Here is a 14,931-nt window from a genome sequence, read left to right on the forward strand (position 1 = left end):
ATTTTAAACAGGCTGCCGGTGGTTTATCTTCCGTCAGCCTGTGTTTTTTAATAACTTTAATCCATTTAACCTACTGACAAAGATGAATTTTCACCTAACAAGAAAAAATGTACTCGAATTATTTATAATGGCGCTGTTTATCAGCTTGTTAACCTGCACACCACTCTTTTCGCAGGAGTTAGCTATAGATTTTGGAAGAACGAGCCCGGAAATCACTGTGAAAGAGGATAATATTGAAAAATTGAGTATTACTTTCAGCTATCTGGGGGTTACGAAATTCAGTGTTGAAACGGGCAGGGGACTTTTTGATGAAATTGGGATGCCCGGAGCATTTTCCATTGGAAAATTGGGAACACCAAAATTGCCAGCCACCAAAAAGTTGATCGAAATACCGCATGGCGCAGAGGTTACAGTTAAGGTGAAAAATTATTCGGTCACCGAATACAAGTTGAAAGATTTTAATATCCATCACCCATTGATGCCTGTTCAGCCTTCCATCCGTAAAGACCAGGATGCAGACGAAGTCCCTTTTGAATTTGATGAATTGGTTTACCAGTCAAATCATTTTATTGCTCATGAGCTGGCTTCGGTCGAGGTACTCGGCGTCATGCGCGGGACCCGGATTGCACGGTTAACGGTTGCTCCTGTAAGCTATAACCCGGTTCAGGGGGTAATCAGGGTGTGCAACAATATCGAAGTTGAAATCACATTTTCAAATGTTGATCAGGCAATGAATGAGTATATCAAAGCTTCTGCGTGGTCGCCTTATTTTGAGGTGGTGCAAAACACTTTGCTTAACCGGATAGAGCACGGTTATCCGGCACATCCCGACCTGACCAAATATCCGGTGAAGTATCTCATTGTTTCTCCAAGAATGTTTGAAAATGATTTGCAATCGTTTATTCAATGGAAAACAAAAAAAGGATTTAAAGTAATTGTCGGCTATACCGACCAGATCGGAACCACCTACGCTGCAATTCGCACCTGGGTGCAAAACCAGTACAACTCCGGTACGCCGCTCGATCCGGCGCCGAGTTTTCTGCTCATTGTTGGCGATACTCCGCAGATTCCGGCAACCACAGGCTCAGCTTCGGGAAAGATGACCGATCTGTATTATGGTAGTGTTGACGGCGATTATTTTCCCGAAATGTATTACGGCAGATTTTCGGCAACCAACTCCGCTCAATTGGTTTCACAAATTGCCAAAACCATGTATTACGAAAAATACGAGTTTGCCGATCCTACTTACCTCGACAACGCTACCCTAATCGCCGGTGCTGATGCTACCTGGAATCCGCGGGTAGGGCAACCAACGATTCTTTATGGCACAAACAATTACTTTAATGCAGCCCACGGTTACAACGCGGTAAATGCCTATTTGTCATCCTATTCCGGCTGTTACGATCCTGCCAGGATAGCTGTCAGCCTGATCAATTACACGGCCCACTGCAGCGAAACTTCCTGGGGTACGCCCTCTTTGACCCAAAGTATGGTTAACAGTTTTGTAAACAATGGAAAATACCCGGTTGCAATCGGCAACTGTTGCCTGGCCGCTGATTTTGGTTATACAGAATGTATTGGTGAAACCTGGCAAAGGGCGCTCAATAAAGGATCGGTGGCTTACATCGGTTCATCTCCGAGCAGCTATTGGTTTGAAGATTTTTACTGGTCAGTAGGCGCCTTTCCGATCCAGGGCACCAATAACGGTTATGTGCCCACTTACGCCGAAACATCCTGGGGTGCTTATGATGCGCCGTTTGTGAGCGATTATGTGACCACAGGATCAATGGTTTTTGTGGGCAATCTTGCTGTTACTGAAGTTCACATCCAGGGGTATCCCAGCCACTCAAGCCCGACTTATTACTGGCAGGCGTATAATGTACTGGGTGACCCATCACTGGTTCCTTACCACACACAAGCGAGCCAGAACACCGTATCGCACATGGCCATTTTCCCGATTGGCCTCGCTACTTACGAAGTCGCTGCATTACCTGGCTCTTATGTGGCCATCTCGAAAAATGGTGTACTGCATGGAACCGCCCTGGTAGATGCTTCAGGTGTTGCCACGGTTGAGATTGATCCTGTACTGAATTCAGGATTGGTGGATATCGTAGTTACAAAACCGCAGCACATCCCTTACATGGCTCAAGTCCAGGCAACTGCGCTGGAAGGTCCCTACATTGTCCTTGACAATTTCTCGATCAGCGACCCGGAGGGTAATAATAATGGCCAGGCTGATTACGGTGAGGACATTTCATTGAACATAACAATTAAAAATATCGGCGCCGACGCTTCAGGTCAAATCATTGCAACCATTACAGGCACTGATCCAAATGTTACAATTTCAGGCCAGGCTGTGCAAAGTTTTGGCGTGATTGCATCCGGAGCCAGCACCACGGTTCAGGATGCTTTTACCCTTTCGGTTGCCGGTTATCTACCCGACCAGTACCAGGCTTCCTTCCAGCTTCAGTTTTCAGATGGCAGCGGAAATTGGAATTCGACATTTCAGATCACAGTAAATGCCCCACAATTGGAGATCGGAACCATTACAATTCAGGATCAATCGGGCGGCAATGGTAACGGAAGGCTTGACCCCGGAGAGAAAGTGGATGCAATGATCACCTTTTCCAATTCAGGGTCAAGTGCTGTATCCCTTGTTGAGGGTTTATTTGTAACCAATTCCACATATATTTCTGTTGTGCCGGCCAATTTCCAGGCAGGAGCATTACTCCCCGGTGAACAAAAATCTGTTTCAACCAAAATTAGTGTTGCAGTTAATGCACCGACTGCCGTGTTTGCAGATGTTAACCTGTTGCTTACTTCGGATAGTTATTCTGCACTGAAAACATTTAATCTCCCGGTAGGTGTAGCTAACAATATCGAAAACTTTGAAACCGGAAACTTTTCCCAGTTCCCGTGGTCGTTCTCCGGTAATGCCAACTGGACCATCACAAACGTCCAACCTTACGAGGGAATTTACAGTGCAAAATCAGGCTTGATTACTCATAATCAAACTTCAGCAATGCAGGTTACCGTCAATGTTTCGATGGCCGGCGAGGTTTCGTTCTGGTATAAGGTTTCTTCGGAATCCAACTACGATTATCTCAGGTTCTATATTGACAACATCGAAAAAAACAGTTGGTCGGGTAATGTGGACTGGCAAAAAGCTACTTATCCACTTACAGTCGGACAGCATGTCCTGAAATGGGCCTATACAAAAGATGTTTCCGTTAACACGGGAAGCGATTGTGCCTGGGTGGACTTGATTTCATTCCCCTCTTATGTTTCACCGGGTAATCTTGCTGTTAACATCATGGCCAGTCAAACCAGCCTTGATCCCGGAGAGTTTGTCCAGTTCTATGACATCTCCACCGGTTTCCCAACCAGCTTCCTCTGGACATTCGAAGGAGGAACACCGGCTACTTCCACTTCAAAAAATCCTTTGGTGACCTATAACCAGTCAGGTATTTTTAATGTCACACTGCAGGTTTCGAATCAAAACGGACAAGCTACCGGCACTTTCGAAAATTTCATTTCAGTAGCCGAGCCAATGACTTCCCAAACCATCTTTATACCTGCCGGATGGAGTGGTTTGTCTTCCTGCCTGATACCAGGTAATCCCGAACTTTTTGAATTGTTTCAGCCGGTAATCAACGACCTGATTATCCTGCAAAGCATGAACGGCGTATTTTATCCACAATATAATATCAACACGATCGGACAATGGGATTACCAGGAAGGGTACAAGATAAAAACCGAAAACCCGGTTATGTTTGATATCACAGGCTGGCAAAACGTACAGCAGACACTACAACTTGAAGCCGGCTGGAACCTGATCCCGGTAATGAGTGCCTGTGGTCAAATACCGGAGTTACTTTTTAATGGGATAAGTGGAAATACTTTCATCGTCAAAGAAATAGCCGGAACGGGCATTTACTGGCCGGCAATGGGTATCAACACCATCGGCCTGCTTAATCCCGGAAGAGCTTATTACGTAAGGGTAGAGAATCCTGTGACGATTACTTTCCCTTTTTGCAATTGATTCATTAATTTTGTAATTTTACAACTTTCAAATTTTACATCACTAATCTGTTGGCGTTATGAAAAAACTTCTATTCATTTTCTTCTTCCTTTCATTTCTTCTTAATATTAAAGGTGCTGAAGGTTATGATGTCATCTACACCCGCATCAATCCAACCACCTCTACGGTCAAATTCACCCTCGGTGAATTTTCCCTGCGCCCAGATAATCTGAGCGGAACGGATTTCACCAGGATTTTGTTCTCAGGCAGTGTAACCACTATGGACGAGGGTTTTGCCGAGTTACCATTTATCAATGCCAACATCCAGATTGATCCGTTGAAGAATGTTCGCATTGTGGTGATTGCAGAGGAATTTACTGATTACCCGCTTGATTTTCCCCTGGTTCCTTCAAGAGGTGTGATTTACCGTGACCAGGACCCCAGTCTGATTCCATATTTTATTGCACCGGAATCGCTCATGGATGATTTTTATCCGGGTGAGCTGATCGGACTTACTGACCCCTTTATCATCAAGGATGCAAGAGGAGTGACTGTATATGTTTATCCTTTTCAGTACAATGCCGTGCAACAAAGTTTGAGGGTTTTCACCAGGGTGACTGTAGAATTTTCGGAGGATGATACTGAACCGGTAAATCCTCTGAAGCAACCCTCAGGGAAATTTTTTCCGGAAATGGAAGCACTCTATCATTCCGTTTTCCTGAATTACGAAAATACGACAGACCTGGCCGTTGGCGAAGCCGGCGATATTCTTGTCATCACTACTGCAAGAGACGAATCGGCCATTCAGCCCTATATTGACTGGAAAAAGCAAAAAGGACACGGAATCACCAAAGAAGTTGTGGCTACCGGTACCAATGTAAAAAGTCTGATCCAGTCAAAATACAACCAGAACAACAGCATTCTTTATGTTCAGTTGGTTGGCGACTGGGCTGATATCAAGTGTGACCTGGGGGGCGGCGCCAACGCCCCGATGGACCCCATGCTCGGATGTGTGGTGGGTACCGATAATTTCCCGGATATAGCTATCGGGCGGTTTTCTGCCAACAATGCAACGCAGGTTACTGTTCAGGTGAATAAAACCATCAACTACGAAAAACTGCCTTCCGGAACCTGGTATCCAAAGGCCATCAGCGTGGCAAGCGACGAAGGGGCAGGAATTGGCGATGACGGCGAAATTGATTATGTTCACACAAATGTCATTTATAATAACAAACTCGATCCTTTTACTTACGATGGCCATAGCACTGCTTACGAACCGTCAGCCACTGCACTTCAGGTGAAAAATTACATCGAAGCCGGCGCCAGTATCATTAACTATTGTGGCCACGGTTCGATGAATTCATGGGGCACAACCGGATTCAGCAATACCCATGTGAACCAGTTGACCAACGGCGCCAAACTTCCATATATCTTTTCGGTAGCCTGTGTCAACGGCGCTTTTCATCTTGGCGACTGCTTTGCGGAAGCCTGGTTGAGAAAAGAAAACGGCGGTGCTGTGATGACTTTAATGGCTACCATCAATCAACCCTGGCAACCCCCGATGCGCGGGCAGGACTATTTTAACGACCTGCTTACCGGTGGATACAATTACACTGCCAACCCGGGTAACGGAATCAACACTACAGAAGGGAGGACAGTACTTGGCTCAATCGTCGTCAACGGGCTGATCCTTATGTACACCGAGTCTGCCGGTACTTCTGACCTTCAAACCATCCAAACCTGGACAACATTTGGCGATCCCTCCCTGCAGGCAAGAACAAAAACACCTGCAACACCCACCTTGACTAACATGAGCCTTACCGTGGGATCGCCCTTCGAAACAATCGTCAAAGTGAACGGCATTCCTTTCAAAGGTGCATTGGTATCGGTGTCTCAAAATGGAACCTTTGCCAGCGCGTATTCCGGTGATAATGGCGCTGTCTCCATTCCCAACAATTTTATCCCCGGCGACGTATTGCTGGTGGTTACCGGTTTTAACTTACAGCCGATTTACCAGACCATTCAATGCAGCGCTGCAGGTGGTCCGGCTGTCTATTTCAACCACGTCATTGTGAACGACCAAAACGGAAATCAGAATGGAAGGCTTGATTATGGCGAAACCGCAGGTTTGACTGTTGGGATGAAAAACACCGGGTATGATCCCGCCCAAAATGTTGTCGCTACACTTTCAACAGCAAATAGTTTTATTACCATACTCAACCCGACAGCCAATTTCGGCAATATGGCGCCAGGTCAGTTGGTCACCATCACCAACGCCTTCACCATCCAGGTTGCCAGTAATGTTCCCAATGGTCAATCCATAATTTTCAATCTTACAGCCAATGATGGAAGCTCATCGTGGGAAAGTTCGTTTAGTCTTTTCGCTTATGCAGGTCAGTTGGCATTTATCGGATTTGAAATCGAAGACCCTTACGGGAATAACAACAATAAGCTTGACCCGGGAGAAACTGTTGACCTGATCATTTCGATGAAAAATCCTGGTGCTTCAGCAGTAACTGGCACTTTGGGACAACTAACTATCACCGATCCTTATATTACCATAGCTCAACAACAAATGAACTATGGCACATTGCCGGCAGGAGCAACAGTGGAACGAACCTATCAAATTACAGCAGGCAGTTCAGTTCCGGCTGGCTACATAGTCCCTTTTGAGTTCCTTGCAACTGCTGATCTTGGTTTGGAGCTTCTTGAGTTTTTTGATGTGATCATCGGCCAGATACCTGTGTTGATCATCGATTTTGATACCAATCACAATTCCTCGGATAAAATAGTAGCAGCCATGCAGGAACTTGATGTTTCCGCAAATATTGTCACTACCATGCCTGAAAACCTTGAACTGTATTCTTCTGTTTTTCTGTGTCTTGGAATCTATCCATTTAACCATGTGTTGACGCAAGCACACGGTCAGGCATTTGCCGATTACCTGAATGGAGGCGGAAAAATGTATGTGGAAGGTGGTGATACATGGTATTACGACCCAAAAACCCCGATGCACAGCATGTTCGGCATCAATGCAACCGGTGATGGTGGGAGCGATTTAGGAACTATTGTGGGTCACTCAGGTACTTTTACAGAGGGGCTGAGTTTTACTTACAACAGTGAAAATTCTTATATCGATCGACTGAGCGCAACAAACGGAGGTGTTGTTATCCTGAGTAATCTGGCGCCGGCATATGGTACGGCGGTCATTAACAGCACCACATCCTACCAGACCATCGGCGCATCACATGAGTTTGGCGGACTGCTGGGCGACCGCACTACACTGATGGAGGGCTATCTCGACTATTTCGGATTACTTCCTCCCCCACCAATCACTCAATTCATAATGATTCCTGACGGTTGGAGCGGGTTGTCTTCATGCCTGATTCCTGAAAACAGTTCACTTGAAGAAATGCTTGAACCAATAATGGGCGAACTGATTATCCTCCAGAGTTTAGAAGGGGTGTTTTATCCCGAATTAAGCATTAACACGATTGGCAACTGGAATCATCAGCAGGGGTACAAAATTAAACTTGAAAATCCAGTAATGATGCAGGTTTCGGGATGGGTCAACCCGAATAAACAGGTAGATTTGCAATCTGGATGGAATATGATCCCGGTAATCAGTGAGTGCGATGTAGAAGTAGTTTCATTTTTTAGCGGTATATCAGGTCAACTTCAAATTGTAAAGGAAATTGCAGGAAGCGGTGTTTATTGGCCTGCAATGGGCATCAACACGCTTGGTCAGCTCAAAGCAGGCCAGGCCTATCTGGTAAGGGTCAGCACCGATGCCGAAATCATCTTCCCTGAATGCGATAAATAGTTTTAAACCAAAAAGTATATGTTATGAAAAAGTTTCTTTTATCTCTCGCTCTTGCCCCTGTAATTTTTCTTCTACAGGCGCAAACACCTCCTTCGACATACGATTTGCGTAATGTGAACGGGGTGAATTACGTAACTTCTGTAAAAAGCCAGCAAGGGGGTACCTGCTGGACTCATGGCGTCATGGCAGCCATGGAGGGCAACCTCCTCATGACAGGCAACTGGGCTGCCGCCGGCGAGGTGGGCGAACCCAACCTTGCCGAGTATCACCTCGATTGGTGGAATGGGTTTAATCAACACTACAATGAAGACCTTAACCCACCCACCGGCAATGGATTGGTGGTGCACGAAGGCGGTGACTATCGCGTCACATCTGCCTATATTGCGCGCGGCGAAGGCCCGGTGCGTGAAACTGACGGGCAATCCTATGCAAGCCCACCGCCAAGATATCTCGAGTCATTCCACAAATATTTCCCCCGGCGGATTGAATGGTACACCGTTGGTCAGAATCTCGAAAATATTGACCTCCTGAAAAACAAAATCATTGAGTATGGTGTAATGGGAACCTGCATGTGTTATGACGGCCAGTTCATTTCCAATTATATACACTACCAGCCCCCAACCAACAATCTTGAACCAAACCATGCCATTGCCATTGTGGGCTGGGACGATTCCAAAGTTACCCAGGCGCCCCAACCGGGAGCATGGCTCTGTAAAAACAGCTGGGGTTCAGGTTGGGGATTATCAGGATACTTCTGGATTTCCTATTATGATAAACATGCCGGCCATCATCCCGAAATGGGCGCCATCTCTTTCCAGGATGTTTTTTTGTACGATTTCGACAAAGTATATTATCACGATTACCACGGGTGGAGAGACACCAAACCGGGTACCACAGAAGCCTTCAATAAATTTCTCGCTGAATCGAACGACCTGTTGAAAACCGTGAATTTTTATACTGCCGCCAATAACGTGGATTATGTGGTTAAAATTTATGACGATTTCACAGCCGGCGCCCTGCAAAATGAACTTTCGAGCATGTCCGGTACCATCAGCCATATTGGTTTGCACACGCTCGACCTCGAACAGCCCGTTGACCTGGTAATGGGGGATGATTTTTACATCTATCTCCAGTTATCAGCCGGAGGGATGCCTTATGACCGCACTTCAGACGTTCCTGTTTTGCTTGGCGCCAGTACCAGGGCCATCGTGAATTCCACAGCAAGTCCCGACGAAAGCTATTACTTTGAAAACGGACTGTGGCGCGACTTTTACAATTATGATGATCCTTCGGGTTTCCAAAATACCGGAAACTTTTGCATTAAAGGGTTGACCATCCGGGCTTACTCGATTGAAACCGGTAGCATTCAGATTCTCGATCCGGCCGGAAACAACAATGGCGTAATTGATCCGGGTGAAACGGTCAATGCAGTGATCGGACTGATCAACAACGGATATTTTGATGCCACCGATGTGGTGGTTGGGCTTTCCACTTCCGATCCCTACACCGTAATCAATTCAGGATCAACTTCACTGGAAATGATCGAAGCCGGCGCCACCGAAGAGCTGATGTTTAACTTCACGGTCAATGCTTCAGTTCCCATTGGTCATGTTGTTGAGGCCGAACTGACCGTAACCTGCGAATCGAACGGCAACAATTTCACCTATACTTTTGATTTGAATTTCCCGGTCGGTTTGTCTATCGAAGATTTTGAAACCGGCGACTTCAGCCAGTACGATTGGGAAACTTCGGGCAGCGCCAACTGGTACATAACCAATGATGGTGCTTTCGAAGGAACCTATGCTGCACGGTCGGGAACCATTGGCAACAATGCCCAGTCAACACTAGAGCTGACACTCGATGTAGTCGCTGACGGAGAAATTTCGTTTTACCGGAAAGTCTCTTCTGAGCCCGGTTATGATTACCTCACATTTTATATCGACGGACAGGAGAAAGATCAATGGGCAGGAGAAGAAAGCTGGGCAGAGGTTTCTTTCCCGGTAACCCAGGGGCAAAGAACTTTCAGATGGACTTACGAGAAAGACCAATCGGTAGCCAACGGAGGCGACTGCGGCTGGATTGACTTCATCACCTTCCCACCGGTTGCCGGCGCCATGCCGCCGCTGATGCAACAAACGATCGTAATTCCGGAAGGATGGAGCGGCCTGTCGAGTTACCTGATGCCGTCCGATAGCCAGCTTGAGGAGTTGTTCAGCAGCATCGGCGACGAACTGATCATTGTCCAGGATATGGATGGCGCTTACTGGCCATCAGCCGGGATGAATACCATCGGACTGTGGAATGTACACAGCGGATACAAAATCAAGGTTTCTGAAGATGTTTCTCTGGAAGTTTCCGGGTACGATATTGTGAACCACACCCTTTCACTGCAGGAAGGCTGGAATCTGATTCCGGTGATTTGCGGAAATGAAGTGCCATGCAATGATCTGTTCAGTGTGCTGGGAAATAATCTCACAGTTGTGAAAGAGGTGGCAGGTACTCAGGTTTACTGGCCCGGTGAGGAGGTGATGACACTCGAACACCTGAAAGCCGGTAAATCCTACATGGTAAAACTGGAATCAGCAGGCAATGTTACTTTCCCGCAAACCAACAAAAATATGCCAGGAAAGCAACATTCGCAAAAAATGAAGTCAGCACCGGAAGATTTTGAGATGATCACCACAAGCACTTCCCACCTTGTGTTGTTCTCTCCCGAGCCGTTCGCCGGCCAGTTGGAAGTGGGTGACGAGCTAATCGTTACAAATGGTGCGGATATTTGTCTTGGTTATCTCGAAATTACCGACCTGGAAACCCCTCATGTTATGGTGATTTATGGAGTTGATTCAACCATGAGTAGCAATCCGGTTGGGTTACTGGAAGGTGATGAAATTTCATTTTCATTTCACCGGCCATCAACCGGTACCTTGGGCTACCTTACCGGGATCGAATATGACCCGTCATACCCCGACCAGGGCAATTTTGTTGTGGACGGTTTAACAAAGATCAATTCTTTTTTACTTTACACCTCCGGCGTTCACGAATCGCAGGAATCCAGGATAACGCTCTCCCCAAATCCTGCCGGTGAATTTATTCATCTTTCAGGAATTGAACGCTATCCCGTGCAAGTGGACATCATCAACGCAAAGGGTGTAACGCTCAAACACGAAACCCTCAACAGCAAGACTTCGCTGGATATTTCCGGGTTGAGTAACGGGGTTTATTTCGTCAGGCTAATCGGTGAAGAACTGAATGTAACCAGGAAAATAGTGGTGAGGAAATAGTTTCCCTGCCAGAAATCTGACAATACTTAATCATTTTGGTGCTTTTGTGGTTGCAAGCCGCTCCGCAAAAGCACTATTTTTTTAGTTTAGGAAAAATGAACCACAACGCAGTGTCTTCTCCGTGTTACTCTGTGATATAGCTAAAATGTTGTTGCACAACCTGTCCCGTCCATGCGGGAAAGTTGGGATTGACTATCATAAAGCATGTCCCTAATTTCCATTTAACTTCTTTAGTTCATGTTAAACTGATGGTAAATTTTTCTTAGAAAACATAAGTTCTTAATTGGACACCTCAATTAATTTCTATTCTGCAGCCTTCAGAACTTAATTAATGCTTTATTTTGCCATCGGTTCATTAACCGTTTTTTAATAACTGATGCTTTAAACTTTTAATCTCCCGGAAATTGCAAAATTCCGCTGCACAGCAGGAAAACAGACCATTATTAATTGACTGGCTGGTATTGATTGCCCTGATGTTGATTTGGGGCAGTTCCTTTATTCTGATCAAAAAGGGGCTGGTGGTTTTCAGCAGCCTGCAGTTGGGAGCACTCAGGGTTTCCATTTCTTTCCTGGCGCTTTTACCCCTGGCAATTTTCCGGTTGAGTAAAATAAAAAAGAAAAATATCCATCTGTTCATCATTGCCGGATTGCTTGGCAATGGTATTCCGGCATTTTTGTTTGCCAAAGCCCAAACCGGCATGGACAGCTATATGGCAGGCATCCTTAATTCTTTAACTCCTCTTTTTACGTTGATTGCCGGTGTGCTTTTTTTCGGGCGGCACACAAAGTTTATCAACGTATTTGGGGTCATCATCGGGTTGATCGGCGCGATCGGATTGCTTTCCGTGGCAGGCGCCGGCAGCTTTAGCCTCAATATAGGGCCGGCTTCGCTGATCATCATCGCCACGATCTGCTACGCTTTCCAGATGAATTTCATCAAAAACTACCTTACCGGTTATGATCCGGTCACCATTGCTTCGGTAGCTTTTATCTTTATCGGCATTCCTTCGCTGGCTTTCCTTTTATCCGGAACAGATTTCGTCCACCGCATGACAAATGTGCCGGGGGCATGGGAGGGGTTGGGATTTGTATCTATCCTGGCAGTTTTTGGAACTTCAATAGCCATCATTGCCAACTTCTGGCTGATCAAGCGCACTTCAGCCATGTTTTCATCAAGCGTCACTTACCTCATGCCCATCGTTTCCACCCTCTGGGGCATTGTTGACGGCGAATCCTTCCTGATCGGATTTGCCATCTGGATAATCATCATCCTTGCCGGAGTTTATATGGCCAACCGCCCCGTGAAGAAGGGGATTCCGGCTGTGGTAAAAGTTTAACAACCGATGTTTTTATGATGGCTCCATCTTTAATTAGTGTCAGCAAGAAAACCCCATAAGTTGAAAATCAATGAATACCCCAACCCTCCCGACTGCATCGGGATAAATTCCGGGAGCATTGATTTTCAACGATTTACTCCCTTTTCCCGAAGGGATCCCTGTGGGAAGGGTGGGGAAAAGAAATCGTTGAAAATCAAATTTGAAGGGTTTTCTTGCTGACACTAATTTTTTGGTAAAAATTTCAAATGACCTCTTGGCTGATCCTGAGCATCCGCCACAGACACTACATTCTTAAAATCGGATTAATTTTGCTGCCTTAAAATCAAATGATGACTGCAACTGATATCGAAATAATGGCTCCTGTAGGCTCGTATGAATCGCTGATGGCGGCAATTCAGGGCGGCGCCAACTCAGTATATTTTGGAATTGGAAAACTCAATATGCGTTCGCGCTCCTCACAGAATTTTACCCTTGACGATTTGGCGAAGATTTCCGCGACCTGTCGCGAACACGGCCTTAAAAGCTACATAACCCTCAACACAATCATTTATGACAAGGAACTGGAAGAGATGAAACAGATTGTGGATGCAGCCAAACACAACGAAATCACCGCCATTATTGCTTCTGACCTTTCTGTGATCCAGTATGCCCGCGCAAAAGGTGTTGAAGTGCACATGTCAACCCAGACCAACATTACGAACATTGAAGCTGTGAAGTTCTGGGCAAATTTTGCCGACGTTATGGTGACAGCACGGGAGCTTACATTGAAAGATGTGGGTGCAATTACCCGCCAGATTCATGAGGAGCAGATCAAGGGACCCTCCGGAAATCTGATCAGGATTGAGCTATTTGTGCACGGTGCGCTATGCATGGCAGTTTCAGGCAAGTGCTACCTCAGCCTCGATAATATGAACTCCTCGGCCAACCGCGGCGCCTGCCTGCAATTGTGCCGCAGAGGTTACAAGGTGACCGATCTGGATGGAGAGGTGGAATTGGAAATTGACAACGAATACATCATGTCGCCAAAAGACCTGAAAACCATTCAATTCATTGACGAAATCATCCAGGCCGGGGTTCAGGTGTTTAAAATCGAAGGGCGCGGACGTTCGGCAGATTATGTGAAAGTAGTCAGCAGGTGCTATCGCGAGGCTGCCGATGCGTATTTCGACGGGATCTTCACCGATGAAAATCTTGCCAAATGGGAAGAACGCCTCGGTACTGTTTACAACCGTGGATTTTGGGATGGCTATTATTTGGGTCAAAAGCTGGGCGAATGGACAAAGCAATATGGGTCGCTGGCCACAAAGCGAAAAATTTATGTCGGCAAAGTGACCAATTATTTCACCAAACTGGGTGTAGCTGAAATCAAAATCGAAACCCATGACCTAAAGACCGGTGACGACATCCTGATTACCGGCCCAACCACCGGCGTTTATCAGGCCATAATTAATGAGATCAGAGTGGATGAACACCCGGCCCCGCAAGCTGTCAAGGGCGAGTTTTGCTCCATCGCCACTACAACGGTCGTCAGAAGAATGGATAAAGTTTACAAAGTTGTTGATGTCGAACCGGAAAACTGATCAACCATGAAACTATTTAATCTGCACACCCACTGTACTTATTGTGATGGCTCATCCGAACCGGAAGCGTACGTGAAAGAAGCCATCCGGCAGGGGTTTCACACACTTGGTTTTTCAAGTCATTCGCCCTTACCTTTCAAAAACCGCTTTGCTATTACGAATGATGAAAAGCTGAAGGAATATGCTGATGAAATCCGGTCATTGAAATCAAAATACAGCAACCAGATCAACATATATCTTGGATTGGAGATTGATTTTATCCCCGGAATATCAAAGCCTTTTCGGTATTTTACCAATCTTGCCGGGCTGGATTATACCATTGGCGGAGTACACCTGATTAAAAGAGAAAACAGGGATGAACTCTGGTTTACCGACGGGCCTGTTCAGGAGATTTATGACAATGGAATGAAATTACTTTTCGGGGATGATGTTCAGACGGCGGTCATAGCTTACTGGAATCAGGTTCGGGAGATGATTTCAACCCAAAAGCCCGATGTGGTGGCTCATCTTGATAAAATTAAGATGCACAACAAAAACCGGTTTTTCACCGAAGACGAAGCCTGGTATGAAGAGCAGGTTGATGAAACACTTGCCTTGATTGCCGAAGCCGGAACAATTGTGGAGGTGAATACCCGTGGCATTTACAAAGGTCGTTCGGACGAGTTGTTCCCGGGAGTAAAAGCGTTGAAAAAAATTCACCGGCTTGGCATACCCATTATCCTGAGTTCCGATGCACATCGCCCGGAGGAACTTTCCGGATATTTCAGAGAGGCACTTGAAATACTGGATGGTATTGGATTTAAAAAGCTGATGCTATTCTCAGAGAAAGGGTGGACAGAGACGCCTGTAAAATCTTAAACTTACCTTGTTTTGCCGGATTCGTCCCGGT

At 46.1% G+C, this 14,931-nt stretch carries 6 protein-coding genes; all 6 read left to right on the forward strand.

Annotated features, from left to right (window positions below):
• The first annotated feature begins 82 nt into the window (after positions 1-82).
• A complete protein-coding gene (locus tag IH598_11345) occupies positions 83-4,042 on the forward strand; it encodes a PKD domain-containing protein (GenBank protein ID MBE0639105.1) in 3,960 nt (1,319 codons plus the stop codon).
• Positions 4,043-4,100: 58 nt separating this feature from the next.
• Complete coding sequence (locus IH598_11350) at positions 4,101-7,844, forward strand: hypothetical protein (GenBank protein MBE0639106.1); 3,744 nt, start codon at positions 4,101-4,103, stop codon at positions 7,842-7,844.
• Positions 7,845-7,867: 23 nt separating this feature from the next.
• A complete protein-coding gene (locus IH598_11355; protein ID MBE0639107.1) occupies positions 7,868-11,125 on the forward strand; it encodes a T9SS type A sorting domain-containing protein in 3,258 nt (1,085 codons plus the stop codon).
• A gap of 404 nt (positions 11,126-11,529) precedes the next feature.
• Positions 11,530-12,462 (forward strand): EamA family transporter, encoded by a 933-nt coding sequence (locus IH598_11360; GenBank protein MBE0639108.1) that lies wholly within the window; start codon positions 11,530-11,532, stop codon positions 12,460-12,462.
• A gap of 329 nt (positions 12,463-12,791) precedes the next feature.
• A complete protein-coding gene (locus tag IH598_11365) occupies positions 12,792-14,042 on the forward strand; it encodes a U32 family peptidase (GenBank protein MBE0639109.1) in 1,251 nt (416 codons plus the stop codon).
• Positions 14,043-14,048: 6 nt separating this feature from the next.
• On the forward strand, positions 14,049-14,900 hold the full coding sequence (locus IH598_11370) for a histidinol-phosphatase (protein MBE0639110.1): 852 nt from the start codon (positions 14,049-14,051) through the stop codon (positions 14,898-14,900).
• Positions 14,901-14,931 lie beyond the last annotated feature (31 nt).

The sequence above is a fragment of the Bacteroidales bacterium genome, assembly GCA_014860585.1.
GTDB lineage: Bacteria > Bacteroidota > Bacteroidia > Bacteroidales > 4484-276 > RZYY01.